This is a genomic window from Terrabacter tumescens (assembly GCF_014646815.1).
In the GTDB taxonomy this organism is placed as follows: Bacteria; Actinomycetota; Actinomycetes; order Actinomycetales; family Dermatophilaceae; genus Terrabacter; species Terrabacter tumescens.
Map to the genome: position 1 here is coordinate 13279 of NZ_BMNZ01000014.1, position 25208 is coordinate 38486.

22 protein-coding genes are annotated in these 25208 nt (G+C 72.6%); 10 read left to right on the forward strand and 12 right to left on the reverse strand.

The window, feature by feature from the left end; translation table 11 throughout:
* Nucleotides 1-144: 144 nt before the first annotated feature.
* The gene (locus IEY30_RS21230) at nucleotides 145-738 is read right to left on the reverse strand and encodes a hypothetical protein (protein ID WP_030203758.1); all 594 of its coding nucleotides are present in this window, start codon (nucleotides 736-738) and stop codon (nucleotides 145-147) included.
* A gap of 181 nt (nucleotides 739-919) precedes the next feature.
* Here IEY30_RS21230 and IEY30_RS21235 point away from each other — a divergent pair, with 181 nt between their 5' ends.
* Complete coding sequence (locus IEY30_RS21235) at nucleotides 920-1735, forward strand: hypothetical protein (RefSeq protein WP_188960186.1); 816 nt, start codon at nucleotides 920-922, stop codon at nucleotides 1733-1735.
* An 8-nt stretch (nucleotides 1736-1743) separates the two neighbouring features.
* On the opposite strand, the gene IEY30_RS21240 is transcribed toward IEY30_RS21235, so the two are convergent.
* On the reverse strand, nucleotides 1744-2907 hold the full coding sequence (locus IEY30_RS21240) for a carboxylate-amine ligase (RefSeq protein ID WP_030203752.1): 1164 nt from the start codon (nucleotides 2905-2907) through the stop codon (nucleotides 1744-1746).
* Between the two features lie 263 nt (nucleotides 2908-3170).
* On the opposite strand from IEY30_RS21240, the gene IEY30_RS21245 reads away from it, so the two are divergent.
* Together IEY30_RS21245 and IEY30_RS21250 are read left to right on the forward strand one after the other, a co-directional pair.
* Nucleotides 3171-4649, forward strand: coding sequence for an MDR family MFS transporter (locus IEY30_RS21245; protein ID WP_373286749.1), 1479 nt, complete (start codon nucleotides 3171-3173; stop codon nucleotides 4647-4649).
* Between the two features lie 58 nt (nucleotides 4650-4707).
* Nucleotides 4708-5193 carry a pyridoxamine 5'-phosphate oxidase family protein gene (locus IEY30_RS21250; protein ID WP_030203745.1) on the forward strand — a complete coding sequence of 162 codons (486 nt, stop codon included), beginning with the start codon at nucleotides 4708-4710 and terminating at the stop codon, nucleotides 5191-5193.
* Nucleotides 5194-5278: 85 nt separating this feature from the next.
* On the opposite strand, the gene IEY30_RS21255 is transcribed toward IEY30_RS21250, so the two are convergent.
* On the reverse strand, nucleotides 5279-6313 hold the full coding sequence (locus IEY30_RS21255; protein ID WP_030203742.1) for a DNA topoisomerase IB: 1035 nt from the start codon (nucleotides 6311-6313) through the stop codon (nucleotides 5279-5281).
* A 58-nt stretch (nucleotides 6314-6371) separates the two neighbouring features.
* On the reverse strand, nucleotides 6372-6590 hold the full coding sequence (locus IEY30_RS21260) for a hypothetical protein (protein WP_030203735.1): 219 nt from the start codon (nucleotides 6588-6590) through the stop codon (nucleotides 6372-6374).
* Nucleotides 6591-6779: 189 nt separating this feature from the next.
* On the opposite strand from IEY30_RS21260, the gene IEY30_RS21265 reads away from it, so the two are divergent.
* On the forward strand, nucleotides 6780-8120 hold the full coding sequence (locus IEY30_RS21265; protein ID WP_030203731.1) for an FAD-dependent oxidoreductase: 1341 nt from the start codon (nucleotides 6780-6782) through the stop codon (nucleotides 8118-8120).
* 89 nt (nucleotides 8121-8209) lie between these two features.
* On the opposite strand, the gene IEY30_RS21270 is transcribed toward IEY30_RS21265, so the two are convergent.
* The 8 genes from IEY30_RS21270 to IEY30_RS21305 all read right to left on the reverse strand — a co-directional run bounded on the left by IEY30_RS21270 (nucleotide 8210) and on the right by IEY30_RS21305 (nucleotide 18356).
* Nucleotides 8210-9313 (reverse strand): WD40/YVTN/BNR-like repeat-containing protein, encoded by a 1104-nt coding sequence (locus tag IEY30_RS21270; protein ID WP_030203729.1) that lies wholly within the window; start codon nucleotides 9311-9313, stop codon nucleotides 8210-8212.
* Between the two features lie 40 nt (nucleotides 9314-9353).
* Nucleotides 9354-10625 carry an aspartate kinase gene (locus IEY30_RS21275; protein ID WP_030203725.1) on the reverse strand — a complete coding sequence of 424 codons (1272 nt, stop codon included), beginning with the start codon at nucleotides 10623-10625 and terminating at the stop codon, nucleotides 9354-9356.
* Nucleotides 10626-10756: 131 nt separating this feature from the next.
* Complete coding sequence (locus tag IEY30_RS21280) at nucleotides 10757-11353, reverse strand: DUF5063 domain-containing protein (RefSeq protein WP_030203723.1); 597 nt, start codon at nucleotides 11351-11353, stop codon at nucleotides 10757-10759.
* A gap of 571 nt (nucleotides 11354-11924) precedes the next feature.
* Complete coding sequence (gene recR, locus IEY30_RS21285) at nucleotides 11925-12524, reverse strand: recombination mediator RecR (RefSeq protein ID WP_030203716.1); 600 nt, start codon at nucleotides 12522-12524, stop codon at nucleotides 11925-11927.
* Nucleotides 12525-12758: 234 nt separating this feature from the next.
* Nucleotides 12759-13871: a Nickel transporter NicT gene (gene nicT / locus IEY30_RS21290; RefSeq protein WP_229675138.1), complete on the reverse strand. Its 1113-nt coding sequence runs from the start codon at nucleotides 13869-13871 to the stop codon at nucleotides 12759-12761.
* A 40-nt stretch (nucleotides 13872-13911) separates the two neighbouring features.
* The gene (locus IEY30_RS21295) at nucleotides 13912-14586 is read right to left on the reverse strand and encodes a lysophospholipid acyltransferase family protein (protein WP_030203711.1); all 675 of its coding nucleotides are present in this window, start codon (nucleotides 14584-14586) and stop codon (nucleotides 13912-13914) included.
* Between the two features lie 111 nt (nucleotides 14587-14697).
* A complete protein-coding gene (locus tag IEY30_RS21300; RefSeq protein ID WP_030203710.1) occupies nucleotides 14698-15456 on the reverse strand; it encodes a class I SAM-dependent methyltransferase in 759 nt (252 codons plus the stop codon).
* A 206-nt stretch (nucleotides 15457-15662) separates the two neighbouring features.
* Entirely contained in the window at nucleotides 15663-18356 is a 2694-nt protein-coding gene (locus IEY30_RS21305; RefSeq protein ID WP_030203707.1) for a DNA polymerase III subunit gamma and tau, read from the reverse strand.
* A gap of 184 nt (nucleotides 18357-18540) precedes the next feature.
* Here IEY30_RS21305 and egtB point away from each other — a divergent pair, with 184 nt between their 5' ends.
* The 6 genes from egtB to IEY30_RS21335 all read left to right on the forward strand — a co-directional run bounded on the left by egtB (nucleotide 18541) and on the right by IEY30_RS21335 (nucleotide 25083).
* Nucleotides 18541-19842, forward strand: a complete 1302-nt coding sequence (gene egtB, locus IEY30_RS21310) for an ergothioneine biosynthesis protein EgtB (protein ID WP_030203706.1) — start codon at nucleotides 18541-18543, stop codon at nucleotides 19840-19842.
* Nucleotides 19839-20819 carry an L-histidine N(alpha)-methyltransferase gene (gene egtD, locus IEY30_RS21315; RefSeq protein WP_030203704.1) on the forward strand — a complete coding sequence of 327 codons (981 nt, stop codon included), beginning with the start codon at nucleotides 19839-19841 and terminating at the stop codon, nucleotides 20817-20819. Before egtB ends, egtD begins: the two co-directional genes overlap by 4 nt.
* A gap of 73 nt (nucleotides 20820-20892) precedes the next feature.
* Complete coding sequence (locus IEY30_RS21320) at nucleotides 20893-21381, forward strand: DUF3817 domain-containing protein (protein WP_030203700.1); 489 nt, start codon at nucleotides 20893-20895, stop codon at nucleotides 21379-21381.
* A gap of 175 nt (nucleotides 21382-21556) precedes the next feature.
* Nucleotides 21557-22213 carry an ABC transporter ATP-binding protein gene (locus IEY30_RS21325; protein ID WP_030203698.1) on the forward strand — a complete coding sequence of 219 codons (657 nt, stop codon included), beginning with the start codon at nucleotides 21557-21559 and terminating at the stop codon, nucleotides 22211-22213.
* A 13-nt stretch (nucleotides 22214-22226) separates the two neighbouring features.
* On the forward strand, nucleotides 22227-23732 hold the full coding sequence (locus IEY30_RS21330) for a hypothetical protein (RefSeq protein ID WP_081920693.1): 1506 nt from the start codon (nucleotides 22227-22229) through the stop codon (nucleotides 23730-23732).
* A gap of 49 nt (nucleotides 23733-23781) precedes the next feature.
* A complete protein-coding gene (locus IEY30_RS21335) occupies nucleotides 23782-25083 on the forward strand; it encodes a GNAT family N-acetyltransferase (RefSeq protein WP_030203694.1) in 1302 nt (433 codons plus the stop codon).
* Nucleotides 25084-25208: the final 125 nt, after the last annotated feature.

The window sequence follows — 25208 nt, forward strand, 5'->3', positions numbered from 1 at the left end:
TGCTGGAAACGACGGAGTCGTTCCAGCAGGCCCTTCGGCTTGTCGGGGACAGGATGCCGGGAGGAGCTGCGCACCGCCCGAGGAACGAGGCGGGACGTGGCGACGGCGTCCTGTCACCCCGACCGGGCCCTGGACCCGTGACCGTCAGCGTGGCGCGACGGCCTTCGGCGGTTGCGGCTCGGGCTGCTGGGACCCGGGCTCCGCTGCCCCGCGGTCCAGCGCCCCTGCCAGCAGGAGCAGGGCGGCCAGCACGAGCAGCGGGATCACGACGACGCCGGTCGAGCCGCCGAACAGGTCACCGAGGCCCGGTCCCTCGTGACCGGACTCCCGCACCAGGATCGAGGCGACCGACAGGAACGGCACCGCGGCGACGACGACGAGCAGCGCTCCCGCGCGCAGGGCGTACGTCAGGCCGACGACGGCGATCGGCAGCGCGAGGACGAGGGCGATGATCGGGAGGTCCGGTGCATCGACGAGGTCGACGAAGAGCGTGAGAACGCCCCACACCACGTACAGCCCGACGGCGACCGCCAGGACCCGGAGCGCGATGGGGCGCCGAAGGGCGGCGAGCACGGTGAGCGCGGCGAGGGGCACGACGACCGCGGCAGCCAGCAGCACCGCCGCGCCACCGCCCGAGTCCTCGAACGCGTAGCCGAGCGCGAAGAGCAGACCACCGCACACGAACACCGCCGTCAGGACGAGAGCCGTGCGACGCAGAACCACGGAGACGGTCTTCATCTCCCCACCTCCTTGCCTCACCTCGATCGTCACGCCGACGGCGGCGGCGCCGACAGGGTCCAAGGGCCTGCACCGCAGACCCGGCCGAACCGGGTGACGGGACACCCCGGCCGCGCGACACTGGGACGGACGCACCCCCGGGTCGCGTCATCGGCGCGACGCGACGGCTCCGGAGGCAGGCATGGACGTCGAGGGCTCGATCGATCCCGCGAGCGGGTCGGACGACGGTGACCACGAGCGCGCCGGGCCCGGCGGCCTGCGCGACTCGACGGCGCCCGGGCTGCCCGTCTTCCTCTCGACCGAGCACTGGAGCCTGCTCGGCACCCGGTCGATGACGTGGTCGGAGGTGATGAGCCGGATCACGATCCACCTCACCGTCGTGTCGGCCTTCCTCGTCGTGCTGGCGCTGACCGCGCAGGCGACCGGCTTCGGCACGCCGTTCCGGGTCATGGCGATCGGCTTCGCGTCGGCGGCGCTCGTCATGGGGGTCCTCACCGCGATCCGGGTCAACACCGCGAGCCGCGAGGACGCCGACCTCATCCGCGCCATTTACCGCCTGCGCCACGCCTACGTCGAGCTCGCCCCCGAGCTGGCGCCCTACCTGACGGCCTCGACGTACGACGACGGGCCCGGCCTCATGCACACGTATGCCTTGGGGCGCCGCCGCAACATCGTGCTGCACGTCGTGGGCAGCACCTCGATGTTCCTCATGGTCGTCAATGCGATCGTCGCCGGCACGCTCGGCGCGCTCGTGGGCAACACCGCCGGCGGCGGGACGGTCGTCGTGGTGGCCTCGGGCGTCGGAGCCGGGCTGTTGTATGCCGCGGGCCACCTCGAGGTGGGCCGCCGGGTCTTCGGTCCCCAGTCGCTCGACGTGCGGTTCCCGTCACCCCGGCCCTCGGGGTCGTCCGGGCCTTCGGGGTCGTCCGGGCCTTCGGGGTCGACTGGGCCCTCCCTACCTTCCCGGTCGGCCGGGTCGTCCGATCTGCCCGGCTGAGGGAGGCCTCAGGTCCGCCGCCCCGGGCACGGGGCAGCCGTGGTGCGCACGGAGTCGGTGACGACGTCGGCCAGCTGCCCCGTGTGCGCCAGCAGGGCGCGTTGCCGCGTCGCGCCGTTGCCCTCCTCGCGGACGCGGACCAGACCGTCGTGGACGGTGGCGAGGTCCCCGGCCGCCTCGAGCGCGGGGCCGACGTGGTCGAGGAGGGTCTCGAGCACCGACCAGCACGGCTCGGGCAGGCCGGTGCGCCAGTCGAGCAGCTGCCCGCCCAGCCCCTCGCGCCCGGCCTGCCACGTCGCGCACCGCAGCAGCCGCGTCGACACGTCCGGTGCCTCCCGGCCCTCCGCCCACTCCTGGGCCGCCGTCTCGACGAGGGCCCGGCACAGGGCCGCGACGACGACGGAGTCCTCGACGGTGGCGCACACGTCGGCGGCGCGCACCTCGACCGTCGGGTAGCGCCTCGCCAGGCGCGCGTCGAAGTAGGCCATGCCCTCGTCGAGGATGACGGTGCTGCGCACGAGCTCACGGACGAGACGGTGGTAGGCCGCGGCCGAGCCGAACCGGTCGTTCGGGCCCCACGAGGGCAGCCGCGTGAGCACCTGCGCCCGGTAGCTGGCGTGACCGGTGTCCTGCCCCTGCCAGAAGGGCGAGTTGGCGCTGAGGGCGAGGATCGTCGGCAGCCAGACCCGGATGCGGTCGAGCACCCCGACCCCCTCCTCGTCGCTCGCGACCGAGACGTGGACGTGGCACCCGCCGACGAGGTGCTCGCGGGCCGTCAGCCGGTAGCGGTCCTCGAGCCAGAGGTAGCGCGGCGACCTCGACACGGCGGGCTCCACCGGCAGCGGCGAGGTGGCGAGCGCCGCGACGCCGACGCCGCACTCGCGCGCCGCCGCGACGGCCTCCCCGCGCCACCGCCACAGCTCGGACCGCAGGTCGTCGAGCTCGGCGGCAGGCGCCGTGTGCGTCTCGATCTGCTGCTGCCGGAACTCCCCCTCGACGGCGCCGTGCGCGCACACCCCGGGAATCATCGGCGGGCCCGTCACGGCCCCGTCCGTCGCCGCCGCCTGCGCCCGATCCGCCGCGTGCCTGAGCACCTGCTCCGCCGCGGGCAGAGGCCGGCCGGTCCGTGCGTCGACGAGCAGCATCTCCTCCTCGACCCCCAAGGTTCGCATGACGGCGCTCCTGCCCGACGTGGCGGCATCTGCCGCCGCTCACCGTCCAGTCTCCCGGCTCGAGCGGTCCGACGGCAGTGGCGAAGGGCCCCCATGTCGAGGTACGGGTAGAGGCACGTGTCGACGCACGTGTCCAGCCTTGGGAATGAACTGCCGAAGGATGCGTTGTCCCTCTTCGTCGCCCCCAAGACCTCAGGAGGATCGTGTCCACCTCGTCCAACCTGGGATTCCGCTCGGAACGCGGGCCGATCCTCATCGCTCTCATGCTGTCGACGTCGCTCATCGCGCTCGACTCCACCATCCTCGCCACGGCCGTGCCGTCGATCGTCGCCGACCTCGGCGGCCTGACCCAGTTCCCCTGGCTCTTCTCCGTCTACCTCCTCGCCCAGGCGGTGTCGGTCCCGGTCTACGCGAAGCTCGCCGACACGGTCGGGCGCAAGCCGGTGATCCTCGTCGGGATCGCGCTCTTCCTCGTCGGCAGCATCCTCTGCGGCTTCGCGTGGGACATGGGCTCGCTCATCGTCATGCGGGCCCTGCAGGGTCTCGGCGCCGGCGCGGTGCTGCCCATGACGACGACGATCGCGGCCGACATCTACACCGTGGCCGAGCGGGCCAAGACCCAGGGCTACATCGCGAGCGTCTGGGCCGTGTCGTCGGTCGTGGGCCCGACCCTCGGTGGCGTCTTCTCCCAGTTCGCCTCGTGGCGCTGGATCTTCTTCGTCAACATCCCCTTCTGCCTGCTCGCCGCCGGGATGATCTGGCGCAAGTACGACGAGTCCGTCGAGCGGCGTCGGCACCGCATCGACTACGCCGGCGCGGCCGTGCTCACGGTCGCCCTGACCCTGCTCATCCTCGCCGTGCTCGAGGGCGGCCAGGCATGGGCGTGGACCTCGTGGCAGAGCATCGGCTCGTTCGCGGTAGGTGCCGTGCTGCTCGTGGTCTTCGGCCTCATCGAGCGACGGGCGGCCGAGCCGATCCTGCCGCTCGAGGTGCTGACGCGGCGGCTCATCGTCGCGACCTGCCTCATCGGGATCGGCATCGGCGCGGTGCTCGTCGGCCTCACCTCCTACGTGCCGACCTTCCTCGAGCGCTCGACGGGGGCCACCCCGATCGTCGCCGGGCTCGCGGTCGCCGCCCTGACCATCGGCTGGCCGATCTCGGCCTCGCAGTCGGGCCGGCTCTACATGCGCATCGGCTTCCGCCCCACCGCGCTCATCGGCCTCGTCGTGGCCACGCTCGGCGCGCTGTCGCTGTGGATCACCTCGTCGACGCCGAACGTCTGGGCCACCGCCGGCTCGTGCCTCATCGTCGGCCTGGGCCTCGGTCTCGTCGCGACGCCGACGCTCATCGCCGCCCAGGCATCGGTGCCGTGGAACGAGCGCGCCGTCGTCACCGGCACCAACATGTTCATGCGCTCGGTCGGCAGCGCCGTCGGCGTCGCGATCTTCGGTGCCATCGCCAATGCCGTCATCGCGACCCGCGGCGGCGACGGCTCGAGCGAGGCCGTGCAGGCGGGCTCTACGGCCGTCTTCCTCGCCGTGCTCGTGTCCGCCGCGGTCAGCATCGCCGCCGGCCTGCTCATGCCGCACACCAAGGCCGAGGACGTCGCGCACGGCGGCCCCGACGACGCCGCCACCGAGACCTCCGATGAGACCTCCGACGAGAGCTCAGACGAGACCACCGACGGGATCGCCGACGACGACCGGGTGCCCGAACCCTCGACAACGACGCACACCGCCTGACCGCATCGGGTAGGTGGCGAGGGACAGAGTCACCGACCCCGACGACGAGGAGAACGCGATGAGCGAGCACGACGGCACCCAGAAGGTCGCCGAACTGATCAAGGACATCCGGATCGCGATGCTGACGCACGCGGACTCGAACGGTGCGCTCGTCAGCCACCCGATGGCGACGCAGGAGGTCGAATTCGACGGCGACGTCCTCTTCATCTCCGAGCGTGACAGCCACAAGGCCCGCGACATCGCGGCCCAGTCCCCCGCCAGGGTCAACGTCGCCTACAGCTCGCAGAGCTCGTGGGTGTCCCTCTCCGGCACGGCGACGATCGTCGACGACCCCGCCAAGCTGGCCGACCTGTGGAACAGCTTCACCGGCGCCTGGCTCGAGGGCGGCCCCGAGAACCCGAACAACATCATCATCAAGGTGAGCGCGGACTCGGCCGAGTACTGGGACTCCCCCGGCGCCAAGGTCACGCAGATCGCCAACTTCGTCAAGGCGAAGGTGACCGGTCAGCGCATGGAGGGCGACAACGAGGTCGTCGACCTCTGACCGCCTGAAACGTGGGCGTATGCCGTCGGATCCCCTTCCACGCGTTGGGAACTCGACGGCATACGCACGTCTGGGACGGAGTCGCTCAGGCGGCGCCCTTGACGAGCCGCATGACCGCCCGCTCGAGGGCGTCACGGTCGCGGACCTGCACGAGGTCGCCGAGCTCGAGGCGGCTGCGGTCGGCCTTGGTCAGGCGCGAGAGGCTGCGCGCGATGGTGCGGCCGACGGCGTACTCGTCGAGGACGCGCGGGTCGACGTAGGAGCTGCGGGCCACGGCCGGGGTGTTGCCCAGGTGCTCGGACACGACCTTCATCGCGTCCTTCTCGGCCCGCTTGAGCTCGCGCTCCGACCCAGCCGGCCCCGTGCGCGCCAGTGCCACGGCCGCCGTAACGGTCGCGGCCCACGTGCGGAGGTCCTTGACGGTGTACTCCTCGCCGACGAGCTCCTTGAAGGCGACGTTGAGGTCGCTGGAGCGCAGCTCGTGCCAGCCGTTCGTGTCGCGATAGGCCAGCAGACGGTCGCCGCGGTAGCCGCTCCGCTTGAGCGACAGGACGATCCGGGACAGCAGCGGATCGGTCATCACCGCCTCCCTCGTCACGCCGGACTTGGCGGGGAACTCGAAGGTGACGTCCTCCCCGCTGACGGTGACGTGTGACCGCAGCAGCGTCGCCACGCCGTGCGAGCCGTGCTCGGCCTCGTACTCCTCACCACCGCTGCGGAAGAGGCCGGCGTCGAGCATGCGGAGCCCGGCCGCCGTGACGCGCTTCTTCGTGAGGCCGTTGGTGCGCAGGTCCGCGGCGATCTGCTTGCGAGCGGCCGGCAACTTGCGGGCCAGCACGATCACGCGGTCGTGCTTCTCGCGCCCCCGCGCCTCGTGCCACTTGTCGTGGTAGCGGTACTGGCGACGGCCCGCGTCATCTGTGCCCACGGCCTGGATGTGGCCGTTCGGGTGCGGGCTGATCCAGACGTCCTGCCAGGCCGGCGGGATGACGAGCGCCTTGATGCGCTCCTTCGTCTCCGCGTCGACCGCGTGGCCGTCGCCGTCGACGTACGCGAAGCCCCTGCCCCGCCGCAGTCGACGGATCCCGGGCTTGTCGATGACGCTCCGACGCAGTCTCACACGGAGGAGATACCCCGATCGCCGTCGGACGCGAACATTCGCCCGACGGCACGAGCCGTCAGTCGGTCTCGGGGTTCTGCTCCCGCACGCCCGCGGTCTCGCTCGTGGCGGTCTGCGTCTCGCGGGTGTCGCTCGATCTGTCCGGGCCGTCGGGCGTCGACACCGGCACGATGTCGGGCACCTTGATCTCCGCCTGGCCGGGTGGCGGCGGCGGGTCCGGTGTGACCGGCGGGAAGACCGATCCGTCGTTCTGGAGATGTGATTCGTGAGGGGTCACGTCATTCACCTAACGCCCCGAGTAGGTGGTTGCTGCTTCGACTTCGACCATACCCACGCCCTGCTGCGACGAACCTGTGAGCGACGAGGGGCATATGCCGTAGATGGTGCGGTAGCGACCGGAGAGCGCCGAAATCGCTTGACGCGCAGCACGACCGCTCCCACTGTGGAAGCGGAGGGGGTGGTGGTCGTGAAGGTCGCCGTCATCGGAGGAGGTCCCACGGGCCTCGTCACGGGGATGGGTCTCGCGCGTCGCGGACACCATGTCGTCACGGTCGACCGCGACCCCGGTCCCCCTCCGGACGGCAGCCGTTGGCCGCGCCGCGGCGTCATGCAGTTCCACCACGCCCACGCCTTCCGGGCCCAGGTCGGCGAGGTGCTCCGCGCCGAGGCGCCCGCGGCCTGGGACGCCTGGGTGGGCCTCGGCTGCGAGGCGATCGAGCTCGCGCTGCCCGACGGTCGCACCGTGACCGCCGGCATCCGCTCGCGCCGCGAGACCTTCGAGCGAGCCGTACGGTCGGCGGCCCTCGAGCAGCCGGGCCTCGAGGTGCGCACCGGCCACGTCGACGGCACCACGACGAGCCGCGGCCGCGCGCAGGGCATCAGCGTCGACGGCTCGGACTTCGACGCCGACCTCGTCGTCGACGCCTCCGGGCGGTCGGGCCGGGTCAACCGCCACCTGCGCGGCCCCGGGGTCGGCGGCGAGTGCGGCATCGCCTACGTCGACCGCACCTACCGGCTGCGGCCCGGCGTCCCCGTCCCGCCGATGACCAACGCCATCGCCTGGCAGGGCAACTACGTCGGCTTCATGGTCCTCGTGTTCCTGCACGAGAGGGGCATCTTCTCCGCCCTCATCATCCGCTCGACCGCGAACCGCGACCTCGTCGGCCTGCGGCACACCGGCGCGTTCGAGGCCGCGAGCGCCGCCATCCCGGGGCTCGCCGCGTGGACCGCCGACGGCGTGGCCGAGCCCCTGACCGATGTGCTGCCCGGCGGTCCGCTCCTCAACGTCTACCGCGGCCAGCGCGGCCCCTCCGGTGGTCTCGCCCTGCCCGGCCTCGTCTTCGTCGGCGACTCGGTCTGCACGACGACCCCGATCTTCGGCCGGGGCATCGCGACCTCGCTGACCCAGGTGGCCCAGCTGCTGCGTCTCGTGGACGAGCACGGCTCCGACGTCGAGGCCGTCGGGGACGAGCTCGACGCGTACGACGAGGCGCGCATGCGGCCGTGGGTCGAGGACCACATCGCGATGGACCACGCCCAGGCGCGGCGCTGGGCCGGCGACGACATCGACCTCGCGGGGCACCTGCCGTCCGACCTCATCATGAACGCGGCGTCGCAGGACCCGTCCATCGGCGAGGCGATCGGCCCCTACGCGTCGATGGAGGCCCTCCCCTCCGTGCTCGGCACGGTCGAGGAGCGAGCCCGCGCCGTCTACCGCACCGGCTGGCGACCGCAGCCGGACCCCGGCCCGACGTCCGACGAGCTCGCCGAGCTCGTCGCCACGGCCGTCCCCTCCGTACGGAACTGAGCACTCGACCCCAACTTCTCGTCGAGTGCCCACTTCCCGACAGACCCACCCGTCGAGAAATGAGCACTCGACCCGAAGTTCCCAGGCGGTCAGCGGGTGAGGACCCCGACCCGGCCCTGTTCGCCCGAGGCCCAGCACGCGCCGTCGGCGGTGCACTCGACCGAGTCGAAGCTGCCCGTGTCGAACGTCGACCACGAACCGCCGCCGTCGGTCGACACGTCCGAGCCGGACGGTCCGACGGCCAGCACGGTGCGGGCCGTGCGCGGGACCCAGGCCGAGCCGGAGCGGTAGCCGGACGGGTTGGTCGTCGACTTGGTCCACGTCGCGCCGCCGTCGTCGGTCCAGGCCGCGTTGTCGACGGCCCCGGTCGGGGCCGCGAAGTCCCCGCCGACGATGACGCCACGGCGGGCGTCGCGGAAGCTCACCGAGAAGATGCCCGCCGAAGCGCCTCCGGCCACCGGGCTGTCGGCAACGGTCCACGTGCGCCCGTGGTCGGTCGAGGTGAAGACGCGAGCCGGGTCGACCCCGCCGCTCACGAGGTAGGAGCGGCCGCCGACGCCGGACGACAGGCACGTGCCGGACGCCGCGAAGGCGAACTCGCCGGCCTGGGCCTCCGGCATGCCGGAGGGGTCGACGATCGACCACGAGCGGCCGCCGTCCGAGGTCTCGACGAGGCGGAACCTGCCGTCGACCGGGTCGCTCATCGCGAGGCCCCGGCGCGGCGAGCTGAACGCCATGCAGTCGTAGAACGCGGCCGGGTCGGTGTTGCGGAACGACTCGGTCCAGCTCGCGCCACCGTCGTCGGTGACGAGGATGCGCGACTCCGTGCCCTCGCCGATCGAGAGCACGACGGCGTGACGGGCGTCGAACGCCTCGATGTCGCGGAACTGCAGCGCGTCGGTGCCCAGTCCCTCGGGGCTGACGTCGCTCCAGGTCCGGCCGCCGTCGGTCGTGCGCAGCACCGTGCCGTTGGTGCCGCTGACCCACGCGACGTCGCGCGACACCGGTGCGAGCCCGCGGAAGCGCTCGGTCGTCCCCGTCGGCGTCACCGACCAGCCGTATGCCGCCACCTCGGCCCTCGCGGGGGCGTCACGTCCCGGCGAACCGGGCGACACGGCATACGCACTCGTGGCCGCGGCCACGAGCGCGGTGGTGGTGGCGGCGAGCAGGACGGATCGCGTCAGGAGTCTCATGCCTCCCGAAACTAGCGCCGTCGGAGGCGCTGCGGGGCGATCAGCGCCCGGTGCCGCCGTAGACGATCGCCTCGTCCGCCGAGTCGAGACCGAAAGCGGTATGCACGGCGCGGACGGCGTCGTCGAGCTGCTCGGCGCGCGTCACCGCCGAGACGCGGATCTCGGAGGTCGAGATCATCTCGATGTTGATGCCGGCCTCGGCGAGGGCGCCGAAGAACTTCGCCGAGACACCCGGGTGGCTCTTCATGCCGGCGCCGACGAGCGCGATCTTGCCGATCTTGTCGTCGAGGCGGAGGTCCTCGTAGGCGACCTCGTGCTTGATCGACTGGAGCACCTGCATGCCCCGGGCGCCGTCGGCCTGCGGGAGGGTGAAGGAGATGTCGGTCTTGGCGGTCTCGGCAGCGGACACGTTCTGCACGATCATGTCGATGTTGATGCCGGACTCCGCGATGGCCCCGAAGATCTTCGCCGCGACGCCGACCCGGTCGGGCACCCCGACGATGGTGATCTTGGCCTCGCTGCGGTCGTGGGCGATGCCGGCGATGATCGGAGCTTCCACAGCGCCTTCTCCTTCGTAGGGGTTGTCCTTGATCCAGGTGCCGGCCTTCTGCGACCACGACGAGCGCACGTGGATGGGGATGCCGTAGCGGCGGGCGTACTCGACGCAGCGCAGATGCAGGATCTTGCTGCCGTTGGCGGCGAGGTCGAGCATCTCCTCCATCGACAGGACGTCGAGCTTGCGGGCGCTCGGCAGGATGCGCGGGTCGGCGGTGAAGACGCCGTCGACGTCGGTGTAGATCTCGCAGACGTCGGCCTCGAGCGCCGCGGCGAGGGCGACGGCGGTCGTGTCGGAGCCGCCGCGGCCGAGGGTCGTGATGTCCTTCGTCGTCTGGCTGACGCCCTGGAAGCCGGCGACGATCGCGATGTGGCCGGCGTCGAGGGCGCTCTGGATGCGACCGGGCGTGACGTCGATGATGCGGGCGGCGCCGTGCGCGTCGTCGGTGATGACGCCGGCCTGGCTGCCGGTGAACGACCGCGCCTCGGCACCGAGCTGCGCGATCGCCATCGCGACGAGAGCCATCGAGATGCGCTCACCCGAGGTCAGGAGCATGTCGAGCTCGCGGGCCGGCGGCGCCGGCGTCACCTGCTCGGCGAGGTCCATCAGCTCGTCCGTCGTGTCACCCATCGCCGAGACGACGACGCACACGGAGTGACCGGCCCGCTGCGTCTCGACGATGCGCCGGGCCACGCGCTTGATGGCCTCGGCGTCGGACACGGACGAACCGCCGTACTTCTGGACGACGATGCTCACACTGGCTCCGGATCTCCTCGAGGGGTCTGCGTCAGCACCGAGTCTAGGCTCGCGCGCCCCACGTCAACCGGGACGTCGCGATGGTGAGATGTACGGTTCGTCACCCCTCGCGCCGCACGTTCTCGCGCGGACTACGGGTGCAGCGCGTCGAACTCCGCCTCGCCGACGGTCTCGTCGTCGGCGTCGAGACGCAGGTGGGCGAGGATCGAGTGCAGCGAGCGCAGCGCCATCATCCCGCGGTCGCCCCAGTGGGACAGGTAGCCGAACTGCCACCACCACAGCGCCTCGAGCTTGCGCCCGGTCGCGTAGTGCTTGAGCCCGTGGCTGAGCGACACCGCCACGTCGACGAGGTCGTTGGTGATCGACCCGTCGGCCCGCTCCGAGGAGGTGATCGGGTCGATGACGTAGACGTAGTCGTCGATCCCCGCGAAGACGTTGGCGAGACCGGTGCGGAGCGGGTCGGCGTCGTCGTCGGCCGCGTCGGGCTCGAAGCGCTCCTCGGGCACGACGTCCTCGATCGCGCCGAGCCGCGCGCCGGCGACGAGCACCTGCGAGAGCGCCAGGGTCAGCAGCGGCAGGGCCGTGTCGGGCGAGCTGCCCGAGGCGACCTCTGTCACCGACGTGAGGAACGCGCTCGCCTCTGCGGCGGTCAGGTCGGCCAGGCCCGACAGGTCGTCGATCTCGTTCGCCTGGCTCGGCTGGCCCTCAGTCACCGGATGGTCGGTCATGGGTCCCAGCATGCCGTATGCCGTGTGGCCCGGTCGCGCCGGCAACGACCCATCGCACCTGGTCGAGTGGCCACGCCGCCCCACCAGCCCCAACGACCTGGCCCACATCTCCCGTCGAGTGAGCGCCCTGCCCCACCAGCCCCAGACGACGGCCCCGCCTCCCCCGTCGAGTGGCCACCCCGCCCCACCAGCCCCAACGGGCTGGCCCACCTCCCCGTGGAGTGGCCACCCCGCCCCACCAGCCCCAACGATCCGGCCCAATCCTCCCGTCGAGTGAGCCCTCCGCCCCACCAGCCCCCAGCGACGGCCCCTCCCCTCGTCGAGCGAGCGCTCCGCACCATGGAGGCGTGGGACGCAGCGCTCACTCGACTGTGACGGCGGGGCCACTCGACTGGACGGCGACCTCGCACTGCGGGACCCAGCGCTCACTCGACTGCGACGACAGGGCCACTCGACGGGACGGCGCCCTCGCACTGCGGGACGCAGCGCTCACTCGACTGTGACGACGGGGCCACTCGAGGAGAGAGGGGTGTGGGAGGAGCGGGACGGCATACGCCCTCGGTGGTGCGGGTCAGGCGTCGACGCGGCGGCGGCCCTCGAAGGCCCGGCCGAGCGTGACCTCGTCGGCGTACTCGAGGTCACCGCCGACGGGCAGGCCCGACGCCAGGCGCGTCACGGTGAGGCCGACGTCGCGCAGCAACCGGCTCAGGTAGGTCGCGGTGGCCTCGCCCTCGAGGTTGGGGTCGGTAGCGATGATGACCTCCTGCACCTCCCCGGAGGCGAGGCGCGTCATGAGCTCGCGGACCCGCAGGTCGTCGGGGCCGATGCCGTCGATGGGGCTGATCGCACCGCCGAGCACGTGGTACTTGCCGCGGAACTCGCGCGTGCGCTCGATGGCGACGACGTCCTTGGGCTCCTCGACGACGCAGATGGCCGTGTGGTCGCGGCGCGGGTCGGCGCAGATGCGGCACTTCTCGGCCTCGGCCACGTTGCCGCACTCCTCGCAGAAGCGGACGCGGGCCTTGACCTCGGTCAGTGCCGTGACGAGGCGCGTGACGTCCTCGGAGTCGGCCTGCAGCAGGTGGAAGGCGATGCGCTGGGCGCTCTTGGGCCCGACCCCGGGAAGTCGTCCGAGCTCGTCGATCAGGTCCTGGACCGCGCCTTCGTACACACCGCAACCCTAAGCCTGCCAAAGCCGTCCCGCGGACCGCCGCTCCGGCCCAGCGTGGCCAGGAGGGTTGTCGTTCCTCCCGGCGGCCCCGACTGCGGCCCAGGATCCCCGACCACAACCCCGCCCCGGCGGACGTGTTGCGGTCCGGCACCCCCGAAACCAGACCACGACTCCGCCGCGGCGGACGTGTCGAGGGCCCGGTCCGGCACCGGAGGGGAAGACCCCGCGCGCGGGTCAGCTGCCGTCGGCGAGGGCGGCCGACCACCGCTCCTCGATGTGGCCGAAGCGCCACACGGCGACCGCGACGAGCCAGGTGACGACGAAGAGCCCGACGACCCAGAAGCCGACGTTGCCGAGGTCGATGCCGCCGACCCACGCCAGCGGACCGCTCGTGACCCCGAGCCGATCGGTGAGCACCGACACGAGTTCGATGCCGCCGATGCCGAGCGCGACCGCGACCGACAGGGCCGTGACGGTGGCGTTGTAGTAGACCTTGCGCACCGGCCGGCTGAAGGCCCACCCGTAGGCGACGTTCATGAACGCGCCGTCGGCGGTGTCGAGCAGCGACATGCCCGCAGCGAAGAGCACGGGGAGGGTGAGGACGGCATACCAGGGCAGGTTGGCGGCGGCGGCGCCTCCGGCGACGACGAGCAGGCCCACCTCAGTGACCGTGTCGAAGCCGAAGCCGAAGAGGACGCCGACGGGATACATGTGCCACGGCTGGGACACGGTGCGCGTCACGCGCCCGAGGATCCGGGTCAGGAAGCCTCGCCGCTCGAGCTGCCGCTCGAGCTCGGCCTCGTCGAGGTGGCCGCCGCGCATCCGCCGGGCCACGCGCAGGATGCCGACGAGGGCGGCGAGGTTGAGCAGCCCGATGAGCACGAGGAAGACGCCCGACACGGACGTGCCCCACAGGCTCGTGACGTGCTGGAGCGTCGAGTCGCCGTCCTGGAGGGCGCCGGCCAGGGCGCGGATGCCCAGCGCGACGAGCATGACCATGACGAAGACGACCGACGAGTGGCCGAGGCTGAACCAGAAGCCGACGCTGAGCGGCCGCTTCCCCTCGCCCATCAGCTTGCGGGTCGTGTTGTCGATGGCGGCGATGTGGTCGGCGTCGAAGGCGTGCCGCATGCCGAGGGTGTAGGCCGTGACGCCGAGCCCCACGCCGAAGAGCTGGCCGGCGACGCGGTACTCCTGCGGCGCGACGACCCCGACGAGCAGTCCCCACCCGACGACGTGCAGCAGCAGGACGAAGCCGCCCATCCCGAGCAGGCTGCGCCGGTCGTCGCGGGAGAGCCGCTGGAGCAGCGGCGGGCTCGTGCGCGGGCGCGAGGACGTCAGGGTCACGGGCCCACGCTAGATGCGACAGGGTCGCATCTGCAACGCGTCAGGCGGAGGGCTCGCCGCCCGGCACCTCGTTGTACGCGTCGACCCGCTCCTGGCCGCTCAGCTCGGCGATCGCCGCCATGACCCGGTCGGTCAGCAGGCGACGCGCCTTACCGGCCGGCATACCGGCGTACTCCTCGACCCCGATCGGCTCGCCGAAGCGCACCGTGACCTTCGCGAGCCGCGGGAAACGCGCCCCGACGGGCTGGATGTCCTCGGTGCCGATGAGCCCGACCGGCACGATCGGCACCTGGGCCGTGAGCGCGAGCCACGCCACGCCCGTGCGCCCGCGATAGAGGCGACCGTCGCGCGAGCGCGTGCCCTCCGGGTAGATGCCGAACGCGTCGCCCGCGCGGAGCACCTCGAGCGCGGTGTCGAGGCTCTCCTGCGCCGCGGTGGCCGAGTGCCGGTTGACCGGCACCATCCCGACGGCGCTGAAGAAGCCCTTGCGCAGGAAGCCGCCGACGCCCGTGCCGGTCCAGTACTCCTCCTTGGCGAGGAAGCGCACCTGCCGCGGCGAGGCGAGCGGGATGGCGAAGGAGTCGATGAACGACCGGTGGTTGCTCGCGACGATGACGCCGCCCTCGCGCGGGATGTTCTCCTTGCCCTCGATCGTGGGCCTGTACAGCGCATGGGACAGCGGGTACAGGAGGTTGCGCCCGAGGCTGTAGAACATGGGCCACAGCCTAGGGCCGCGGGCCGGGCGCCCGGGGTGCGGCGTCCGTCGCAGCCGCTCGGTGACCACCCTTTGGTATGCCGTGTGCCCGGCTCGGGTGCGGCCGGACCGTCACGGGCGGGCGCGGACCGCCCACGCGGTGGCCATGACGTAGAAGGGCGGCTCGGGCAGCAGCTCGCGGCAGTGCTCGCGCAGCCGCATCCGGCCGACCTCGTCGAGGCTCCTGACGTAGGCGCCGGCCGGACCGACCCCGAAGGTGTAGGGCTCCCACCAGTCCTCGAAGCTCGGGTGGCGCACGGTGACCGTGAGGGCGGTGTCCTCGATCTGGTTGAGGCCGGCCTCGTCGCACAGCCGGGCCAGCTCGCCCTCCCGGGTGCCGGGCATGCCGGACTCGTCGTCGACCTCGGGGTCGAGGTCTCGCGCGGCGCGCCAGAAGGCGGCGAGCGGGGCGCCGCCCCCCGCGAGGTCCCACACGCAAGCCGACACCGTGCCCCCCGGGCGCGTGACCCGACCCATCTCGCGCAGCCCCGGCGCCGGGTCGGTCATGAAGCTGACGACGAGCTGCGCGAGCGTGTGGTCGAAGAGGTCGTCGGGGTAGGGCAGCTGCTCGGCCGGGGCCGTCTGCACGTCGAGGGTCGGGAACGAGTGCCGCAGGGAGGCCAGGAGCGGCTGCGACGGGTCTACCGCCGAGACGCCGTCGACCCCGAGCCGCTCGATGAGGACACGGGTCAGGGCGCCGGTCCCGCAGCCGACGTCGAGCGCCCGACCCGGTCCGGCAACTCCGGACCAGTCGGCGAACCGCACTGCGAGCGGCCCCGAGTAGCGCCCCATGAACCGGTCGTACGCGTCGGCCGCAACCTCGAAGGTCACGGTCCGACGCTACCGCCGAACACCCCTGCGCTGTCGAGGAACTGGCGACCGGTTCGGATCTCGCGGAGCAGTCCGGCGGTCACCTGAGGGCAGCCAGGACCAACCGCCCCCACCCGGTCGAGTGGCCCCGTCGTCACACCCATCCCACGCCGAGTGGCCCCGTCGTCACACCCGACCGCCGGCCCCGACGGTCAGGCCGGACGAGGTCAGTTCTCGAGCTCCTGGACGACGCGGCCGCCGAGGACCTTCTCGATGACGGAGCGGCCGACGTCGCCGGACTGCTCGATGTCCTCGTCGTCGGCGCTGACGGCCGAGTCGTCGGTGACGGGCTGGCGCGGCTGGTCGTCGTCGCTGGGGCGTGAGCCACCGGCACGCGACCGGGCCTGCGCGAAGGACTGGCGTACGGCACTGGCTCCGCGGACCGCGGAGTCCGTGGGCACATCGCCACCGCTGGCAGCCGCCCCGGACGGTGACCCGGGCTGCACCGCGGACTGCGCCCCCGCGGGAGCGGCAGCCGCAGCGCCGGACGTCGGACCCGTGGCCCAGTCGGGGGCCGGGCCGGTCGCCGAGCCCCAGCCGGCGTTGTCCTGGAGTGAGCGACCCGCGACCGGGCTCAGGCCGGCATCGGCGAGCGCCGTCGCACCCCGCGAACCGGCGGCCGGCGATGCCGCACCGCCACTGCCTGCACCCGCACCGCCGGACCCGGTGGCGCTGCCTCCGGGGCCGGCGGACTCATGCCCCGCGCCGGCATCACCCCACGACGGGCGACTCGCGCCGGGGTCGCCCTGCAGGGCGGCGCCCTGACCGCCGGGACCGCCCTGACCGCTGGGACCGTGCTGGCCGCTGGGACCGTCCTGGCCGCTGGGACCGTCCTGGCCGACGGGACCGCGCTGGCTGCCGCCGGACGCGGCGACCGACTCGCCCTTGCTCGGCGGGTCGGGCTCGCCGACCGGGGCGGCACCCGGGGGCGGCGACACCGGCGCCTGCTGCGAGACGGTGTCGACGTGGACGCCGTCGACGATGGCGTCGACGCCGAGCTCGTCGATGAGGGCCTGGCGCACGATGTCGGCGTGGTTGCCGGCCCGGAAGGTCTGGGTGAGGCCGGCCGTGGCGATGCCGAGGGTCAGCTTCTTGCCGTCGAAGGCAGTGACCTGGGCGTTCTGCGAGACGAAGGTCCACGTGATGCGGCGCATGGTGAAGATGCGGCCGAGCACGTTGGGCCAGGCGCGACGGATCGCGTCGGTGTCCATGCCGCCGGAGGGGCCGCCCTGCGACGCGTCACCCGAGGGCCCCGCAGCTGGGGAGGGGGCCGCTGCCGGCGCCGTGCCGGAACCACCCTGCTCCGAGGCGCCCGACAGGTGCTGGCGCTCGCCGTGCGACTCGGCGGTGGCCGACGGGCCACCGACCGACTCGGACGGCGTCATGACCGGCGGCGCGCCGACCTCGGCGCGGACTGCGTCGACGCGTCCGGCGTCGTCGGGACCCGCGTTCGACGGACTGGTCGGACCGGTCTGGCGCGCCGACGGCGACGAACCGACCGTGCTCTCGATGCCGGCGCTGCGTCCGCCGCCACCCATGCCACCGGCGGCGTGCGACGCACCCCCGCCGCCGCTCGACGGCGGCGTGTAGTCCGAGACCGTGCGCGGCGGCGCGGTCGCGGCCGGAGCGGTCGCGGCCGGAGCGGCAGCAGAAGTGGGCGGAGCGGCAGGCGCGTCACCGCGGGCGGCGGTCGGGACGCCCCCGACGTCGAGGCGACGCTCGAGACGGTCGAGGCGGGCGGCATACCCCTGCTCGCCCGAGGCGGCCGGCAGGAGGATGCGCGCGCAGATCAGCTCGAGCTGCAGGCGCGGCGCGGTGGCGCCCGTCATCTCGGTCAGGCCCGTGTTGACGATGTCGGCCGCGCGCGAGAGGGCGCCCGGGCCGAACCCGGCCTGCTGGACCCGCATGCGCTCGAGCTGGTCCTCGGGGACACCACGCAGCACCTGCCCGGCGCCCTCGGGGATCGCGGCGACGATGATGAGGTCGCGCAGGCGCTCGAGGAGATCCTCGACGAACCGGCGCGGGTCGTGCCCCGACTCGATGACCTTGTCGATCTGGCGGAACGTGGCGGCTCCGTCGCCCGCCGCGAGCGCGTCGACGGTGCTGTCGAGCAGCTCGCCGTCGGTGAAGCCGAGCAGCGACACCGCGCCGTCGTAGGTCAGGCCCTCGGGACCCGAGCCGGCGATGAGCTGGTCGAGCACCGAGAGCGAGTCACGCACCGAGCCGCCGCCCGCGCGTGTGACGAAGCTGAGGACACCCGGGTGCGTCGCGACGTGCTCGGACTCGAGGAGGCGCTCCATGTAGCTCGTGAGCTTGGCCGGCGGCACGAGGCGGAACGGGTAGTGGTGCGTGCGCGAGCGGATCGTGCCGATGACCTTCTCGGGCTCGGTCGTCGCGAAGACGAACTTCACGTGCTCCGGCGGCTCCTCGACGATCTTGAGCAGGGCGTTGAAGCCCTGCGGCGTCACCATGTGCGCCTCGTCGATGATGTAGATCTTGAAGCGGCTCTGAGCCGGGCCGTAGGAGGCCCGCTCGCGCAGGTCACGAGCGTCGTCGACGCCACCGTGGCTGGCCGCGTCGATCTCGATGACGTCGACCGAGCCGGACCCCCCGCGGGCGAGCGCCACGCACGACTCGCACGTGCCGCACGGGATCGGCGTCGGGCCCTGCTCACAGTTGAGACAGCGCGCGAGGATGCGCGCGCTCGTCGTCTTGCCGCAGCCACGCGGGCCGCTGAAGAGGTAGGCGTGGTTGACCCGACCCGTGCGCAGCGCCTGCATGAGCGGCTCCGTCACGTGCTCCTGGCCGATCACGTCGGCGAAGCTCTCGGGCCGGTAGCGGCGGTACAGGGCGGTGGCCATGCCCGAAACCCTAACGGCCACGACCGACGCCGGGAACGCGGACCGAAGGCCGTCGCCCGGGGACGAAGGGGTGAACAGCTCCTTACGGCGCGCGGTTCCGACGGGCGGCTGTCGGTGGGTGTGCCTAGGGTCGATGAACGGCCCGTCGAGCGACCCGTACGGCGGCCGGACGGAGGAGGACACCATGCCCGATTCGACCCCGCAGCACCAGTGGGACGCCGACACCCTCGTCGCCCGCTACGACGAGGTGCGCTCCCACACCGAGACCCTCGCCGCCCCGCTCTCACCCGAGGACCAGACCGTCCAGTCGATGCCCGACGTGTCCCCGACGAAGTGGCACCGCGCGCACGTGACGTGGTTCTTCGAGACCTTCGTGCTCGCCGACCACGAGCCGTCGTTCAGGCCCTACCAGGACCAGTACTGGTTCCTCTTCAACAGCTACTACGAGGGCGTCGGCCCGCGCTACGCCCGCGCCGAGCGCGGCTTCATCACCCGCCCGGGCGCCCACGACGTCGGCCTCTACCGCGCCGACGTCGACGCCCGCATGCGCGACCTCGTGACCACCCTCGACGGCGGCTCGCTCGAGAAGCTCGCCTCGACCATCGAGCTCGGCTTCCACCACGAGCAGCAGCACCAGGAGCTGCTGCTCATGGACATCAAGCACGTCCTGTCGGTCAACCCCCTACAGCCTGCGTATGCCGGCACCCCCCTCACGCCGTCCGCTCCCGACCCGTTGGGCTGGGTCGACGTCGAGGGCGGGCTCGTCGAGGTCGGCCACCGGGGCGGCGGCTTCGGCTTCGACAACGAGCTGCCCCTGCACCAGCAGTGGCTCGAGCCCTACCGCCTCGCCGACCGCCTCGTCACCAACGGCGAATGGCTCGAGTTCATGGCCGACCGCGGCTACGACCGCCACGAGCTGTGGCTCTCCGACGGATGGGCCCGGGTGCGGGCCGAGGGGTGGCGGGCGCCGTTCTACTGGCGCGAGGTCGACGGCGTCTGGTTCGAGCACACCCTGAGTGGCACCCGTCCGGTCGACCCCGGCCTGCCCGTCAGCCACGTCAGCCACTACGAGGCCGACGCCTACGCCACCTGGGCCGGCAAGCGCCTGCCCACCGAGGGCGAGTGGGAGCACGGGGTGGTCGCCGACGGTCAGGTCGAGACCGCGGCCGTGCGGGGCAACCTCGCCGACACCGAGTCCTTCCACCCTCGGGCGGCCGGCCCGCCGACGGGTCACCTGCGCCAGGTCTACGGCGACTGCTGGGAGTGGACGAGCTCGGCCTACCTCGCCTACCCCGGCTACCACCCGCCGGCCGGGGCCATTGGCGAGTACAACGGCAAGTTCATGTCGGGCCAGATGGTCCTGCGGGGCGGGTGCGCCCTGACCCCGCCCGGCCACGCCCGCGCCAGCTACCGCAACTTCTTCCCGCCCGGATCCCGCTGGGCCCTCTCGGGGGTCCGTCTCGCCGATGGAGGCGCTCGCCGATGACCGCTCGTGAGCCTGTCGTCACCGTCGCTCTCGACCCCGACTGGGCCTCCGGGGCCCTCGTCGACGACGTCCGCCGTGGGCTCGGCTCGCAGCCGCGCACCCTCCCGCCGAAGTGGCTCTACGACGACGTCGGCTCCGACCTCTTCGACGAGATCACGCGGCTGCCGGAGTACTACCCCACCGAGTGCGAGCGGGCGATCCTGCGCGACCACGCCGCCGACATCGTCGCGGCGTGCGACGCCACGACCGTCGTCGAGCTCGGCAGCGGCACGAGCGACAAGACGCGCACCCTGCTCGACGCCTTCGCCGCCGACGGCAGCCTCGAGCGGTTCGTTCCCGTCGACGTGTCCGAGCAGACCCTGCGCGACGCGGCGGCGATGCTGTCGGAGCGCTACCCGACCGTGCGCGTCGAGGCCCTCGTCGGAGACTTCACGCTCCACCTCGGCCACCTGCCCCGCGGCGGCCGGCGCCTGGTCGCCTTCCTCGGCGGCACCATCGGCAACTTCTACGTCGAGGAGCGGGCGGCGTTCCTCGGGGCGCTGCACGACAGCCTCGAGCCCGGTGACTGGTTCCTCCTCGGCACCGACCTCGTCAAGAGCTCCGACCGGCTCATCGCGGCCTACGACGACAGCCGCGGCGTCACGGCGCAGTTCGTCACCAACTGCCTCCGCGTGCTCAACCGCGAGCTGGGCGCCGACTTCGACATCGACGCCTTCTCCTACGTCCCCTTCTGGGACCCGCGCCAGGAGCGCATGGACCTACGGCTGCGGGCCGACATGCCCCAGCGAGTCACGGTGCCCGGGGCCGACCTGACGTTCGAGCTGGCCCACGGCGAGGAGATCCGGGTCGAGATCTCGACGAAGTTCCGTCCCGAGGGCCTGCGGGACGAGCTGGCCGCGGCCGGCTTCGCCGTCGAGCGCACGTGGACCGATGACGCCGGCGACTTCGCCCTGACCCTCGCCCGGCGGGGTGAGTGACCCGATTCGGCGAATTCTCCAGGTGTGGGTGAGACTGGGCGCTCGAGTACGACACGACGTAGGAGACGCCCGCATGACCCCTCGCACCCTCTACCGCCGCATCGCGCTCGCCGAGGTGGTGACGTGGGCCCTGCTGCTGCTCGGGATGGTGCTCAAGTACGTCACGAAGACGACCGACCTCGGGGTCCGGGTCTTCGGCCTCGCCCACGGCGTCGTGTTCATCGCCTTCTGCCTCGTCACGGTGCTGCTCTGGGTCAACCAGCGCTGGACCGTGCGCGAGGGCGTGCTCGGGCTGCTCAGCGCGGTCCCGCCGTTCCTCACCGTCTGGTGGGAGCGACGTCTCGAGCGCCGCGGACGCCTCGACGGCGACTGGCGCCTCGGCCGCCTCGACGGCGACTGGCGCCTCGGCCGCGACGGCGAGGCTCCTGCCAACCCGGCGGAGCGGGTCGTGGCCACGCTGCTCGCCCGTCCCATGATGGCCGTCGGCGTCGGGATCGTCGCAGTGCTCGCCCTGACCGGGGTGGCCCTCCTCGTGGGACCTCCGGTCGGCAAGCAGGGCTGACCACCAGGCGCACCTGTTGCGAAGTGCCCACTCGACGTGATCCCCCCGCGAGTGGGCACTTCGAAACATCGGGTGGGCCCTTTGAAACGTCGAATGGGCAGCGTCCTGCGGTCAGCGCGCTCGGAGCCACGCGGCATACGGTGGCCTCCTCAGGTTCGTCGAAGGGATGGTTCAGATGGGTGTGGTCGCAGTGCTGGCCGGCGAGGTCCGGGCGGAGGGCGTCGGCAAGACCATCGACGAGACGACCCTGCTGCTGCCCACCGATGTCAGCGCCGACCCCGGCGAGTGCATCGTCCTGCGCGGCCCCAACGGCTCGGGCAAGACAACGCTGCTGCGCATCATCGGCGGGCTCCTTGCGCCGAGCACCGGCACCGCGACCATCGGCGGGCGTGAGGCCGACGAGCGCGACCGGGCCGTGCGCGCCGCCGTCGCAGCCCTGCTCGGCGCCCCGACGACCTACCGCGACCTGACGCTGATCGACCACCTGGTCCTCATCGACTCGACATGGGGCGGGGACCCCAACAGCTCCGACGAGCGCGGCCTGGCCCTGCTCGACCGGCTCGGCATCGCCCACCTCGACGACCGGTTCCCGCACGAGCTGTCGTCGGGCCAGGAGCAGCTCTTCCGCCTCGCGCTGACCTTCTCGCGCCCGGCGAGCGTCGTGCTCCTCGACGAGCCGGAGCAGCGCCTCGACACGGCCAAGCGCCAGGTCGTCGCGAACCTGATCCGCGAGCGCACCGCATCCGGTGGCACCGTCGTCATGGCCTGTCACGACCCCCAGCTGACGTCCGACCTCGCGACGCGCGTCGTCGACGTCGTGCCGGCGCGCTGAGCCGAGACCTCGCATGAGCAAGCGCAAGAAGCCGGGCCGCACGCAGCCCGCACCCGCCGACCAGCCTGGCCACACGGCATACGACCACCCGACCCCGGCTGCGACGGCACAGGTTCCGACGACACAGGTCCCGGCACAGGTCCCGACGGCGACCGAGGTCGACTACGACGACCACGACCTGCTCGGCCAGGCCGACTGGGTCATCGGCGGCGACGCCGCGCGCAAGGCCCGGCAGCAGGGGCTGTATGCCGGCTACGTCCTCTTCCTCGGCGCTCTCGTCTACGGCCTGCCGATCGTGCAGGCAGTCTTCCGCACCTCCGACGCGGGCTCGCTCGGTGAGCAGCTGCGCTCTCCGGTGGCGATCGCGCTGCTCGTCGCGTCGGTCGCCGCGCTGCTCGGCGCCGTCGTCTTCGCCGGACGCTTCCGTGGCCCCGTCGTGCCGCCGATGCCGTGGATCGACCTCGTGCTGCCTGCGCCGCTCGACCGCGCGCTCGCCCTGCGCCGCTGGTGGCGCTACGCCGCGGTCGGTGGCCTCTTCGTCGGCGCGCTGAGCGGCCTCACGGTCGGCGCGGGCCTGGCGTTCGCCCACCTCGCGGGGGTCGTCACGATCATCGTGACGACGCTCATCGGGACCGCGCTCGGCGTGCTCGCGAGCCGGCTCTGGCTGTGGTCGCAGGTGCGGTCCTGGCCGGGCCCCGACCGCAGCCTGATCCTGCTGTGGCGCGTGCCCGACGCCCTGCGCGAGCTGCACGCCGAGTCCCTGCGCACCCACTCGGCCAACACCTCGACGATGGCCGGCTCGGCCCTCACCGGCAACCTCCGCACCGCGCGGCTCGCACTGACCCGCCCGGTGCGCCACGGCCGCTCGGCGCGGTTGCGACCCGGCAGCCCGTTCGTGGTGCTCGTGCGCCGCGACGTCCTCGGGCTGCGGCGCACGCCCGGCGCCTTCCTCTCCGGTCTCGGGCTCACCGTGCTCGGCGGCGCCGTCGTCACGTGGGCCTTCACGCAGCCGGCTGCTCCGAGCATCGCGGCGACGATCGGCCTGCTGCCGCTCTACCTCGGCTTCGGCGCATGGGCCGAGGGCCTGCGGCTGCAGGCCGACAACGTCGGCACCCCGTCCCTGCTCGGCACGACCGAGGTCACCGAGGCGGTGACGCACGTGACCGTGCCGACCTCGCTGACGGTCATCGTCCTCGGCAGCTGGGTCGGCGTCGCGGCGGCCCTCGGCTCGCTCCCGGCCGACGCCCTGCTCTCCTTGTGGCTGGTCCTCGTGCTCGTCCTCGCCGGCAACGTGCTGGCTGCGTTCCGCGGCTCCCCCACCTTCGTGCTGCGTCCCCAGATGGTCGCGATCTGGTATGCCGTGCCCGCCCTCACCGTCGTCGTGCTCGGTTCCGTCGTGGCGGTGCTGACCAAGGCCGGCAACTACACGTGGCTCTCTGTCGTGAGCTGGGTCGTCTACGCCGTGCTCGCTTGGTCGGTCTCGAAGGTGCGCCGGCTGACCTACCTGCACCGCAGCTGACCGACAACCCGGTCGCCGCCCGGTCGGCCGGGTCGTTAGGTTCGGGGCCATGAGCGAGCTGCGCACCCGCGACGTCGTCGACGCCGACCTCCCCGCCGTCCTGTCGATCCGCAACCGGTCGTTCGGGCCGCTCGGCACCGGGGGCGAGCAATGGTGGCAGCGGGTCTCGGCCGAGACGCTCGGCGGCCGCATGATCGCGGTCGTCGACGAGTCCGACACCGTCGTCGGCGCCGGTCGCATCCGCCCGTACGAGCAGGCGTGGGGCGGCCGGCACCTCCGGATGGGTGGTGTCGCCGGCGTCTACGTCGAGCCCAGCGCGCGCGGCCGCGGGGTCGCAACGACCCTTACCCGCGCCCTCATCGCACGGATGGGCGAGCTCGGCGACGTCGTCTCCTGCCTCTTCCCGACCACGGCCACGCTCTACCGCCGGTCGGGCTACGAGATCGGCGGAGTGCAGACGCGGACGACGTATGCCGCGCACCTCCTCCGCGACCTGGGCTCCCCTCGCGCCGGGCAGGGCGGGGCGGCGGCCCCGGGAGGCCTGCGACCGGCGACCCCGGACGACGCTGCGCTGATGCACGAGCTGTCCCGGGGCGCGCACGTCCGGCACGGGGTCAGCGGACCGATGCCACGCTCGACCGAGGCCTTGAAGGGGATCCTCGAGCGGGACGAGCTCATCGCCTACGTCGTCGACGGCGGCTACGTCGTCTACGAGCTGTCCGACCAGGCCGTCACGGTCGAGGGGCTCGTCGCGACGACGCCCGAGGCGGCCGCCGCACTGTGGGGCGTCGTCGGCTCGGGCTCCTCCGCCGCTCCCACGGTGCACACCTATCTCGACCCCAGGGACCCGGTGACCCTCGCGCTCGGCGGCCTGCCTGCCACCGAGGTGACGCAGATCCCGTGGATGGGCCGGGTCATCGACCTCGCGGCCGCGTTCGGTGAGCGCGGTTTCGCGCCGCACACCACGGCCTCGGCGGACCTCGTCGTCGAGGACGCGGACGCCCCGGTCAACGCCGGCGCCTGGACCCTGTCGGTGTCCGGCGGGCGTGGCACAGCCACCCGCACCGCTGACTCCGACTCCCCGGTTCGAGGTGATGCCGCCAGCCCCGTGGCCGCCGGGATCACCTCGAACGAAGACGGCGTGAGGGGCGGCCAACGCGCAGGCGGGCCCGGCGCGACGTGTGCGGAGGCCGCGCTGCGGGTCGGCGCGCGTGGGCTGTCGGCGCTGTGGTGCGGCTGGTCCGTCTCGCGGCTGCGCCAGGCCGGCCTCGCCGGTGGCGGCAACCCCGACGGCGACGCGGCGCTCGACGCGATCTTCGCCTGCCAGCCCTTCATCACCGAGTACTTCTGACCCCACCCCCCCTCCACTCGAGTGAGCGCTTGGTCCCAGCCGTCACGTGGCGGTCTCAGATCGTCTGCGCAACACGGCTTTGTGGAGGCGGGCGATGGCGGCAGGGCTTCGGCGGTATTCGGTGG

Coding starts and splice junctions, on each gene's coding strand:
- IEY30_RS21335 (WP_030203694.1), top strand. CDS start 23,782: ATGAGCGAGCTGCGCACCCGCGACGTCGTCGACGCCGACCTCCCCGCC.
- IEY30_RS21230 (WP_030203758.1), bottom strand. CDS start 738: ATGAAGACCGTCTCCGTGGTTCTGCGTCGCACGGCTCTCGTCCTGACG.
- IEY30_RS21320 (WP_030203700.1), top strand. CDS start 20,893: ATGACCCCTCGCACCCTCTACCGCCGCATCGCGCTCGCCGAGGTGGTG.
- IEY30_RS21325 (WP_030203698.1), top strand. CDS start 21,557: ATGGGTGTGGTCGCAGTGCTGGCCGGCGAGGTCCGGGCGGAGGGCGTC.
- egtB (WP_030203706.1), top strand. CDS start 18,541: ATGCCCGATTCGACCCCGCAGCACCAGTGGGACGCCGACACCCTCGTC.
- IEY30_RS21235 (WP_188960186.1), top strand. CDS start 920: ATGGACGTCGAGGGCTCGATCGATCCCGCGAGCGGGTCGGACGACGGT.
- IEY30_RS21305 (WP_030203707.1), bottom strand. CDS start 18,356: ATGGCCACCGCCCTGTACCGCCGCTACCGGCCCGAGAGCTTCGCCGAC.
- IEY30_RS21295 (WP_030203711.1), bottom strand. CDS start 14,586: ATGTTCTACAGCCTCGGGCGCAACCTCCTGTACCCGCTGTCCCATGCG.
- IEY30_RS21270 (WP_030203729.1), bottom strand. CDS start 9,313: ATGAGACTCCTGACGCGATCCGTCCTGCTCGCCGCCACCACCACCGCG.
- IEY30_RS21240 (WP_030203752.1), bottom strand. CDS start 2,907: ATGCGAACCTTGGGGGTCGAGGAGGAGATGCTGCTCGTCGACGCACGG.
- IEY30_RS21280 (WP_030203723.1), bottom strand. CDS start 11,353: ATGACCGACCATCCGGTGACTGAGGGCCAGCCGAGCCAGGCGAACGAG.
- IEY30_RS21250 (WP_030203745.1), top strand. CDS start 4,708: ATGAGCGAGCACGACGGCACCCAGAAGGTCGCCGAACTGATCAAGGAC.
- IEY30_RS21245 (WP_373286749.1), top strand. CDS start 3,171: ATGCTGTCGACGTCGCTCATCGCGCTCGACTCCACCATCCTCGCCACG.
- IEY30_RS21330 (WP_081920693.1), top strand. CDS start 22,227: ATGAGCAAGCGCAAGAAGCCGGGCCGCACGCAGCCCGCACCCGCCGAC.
- egtD (WP_030203704.1), top strand. CDS start 19,839: ATGACCGCTCGTGAGCCTGTCGTCACCGTCGCTCTCGACCCCGACTGG.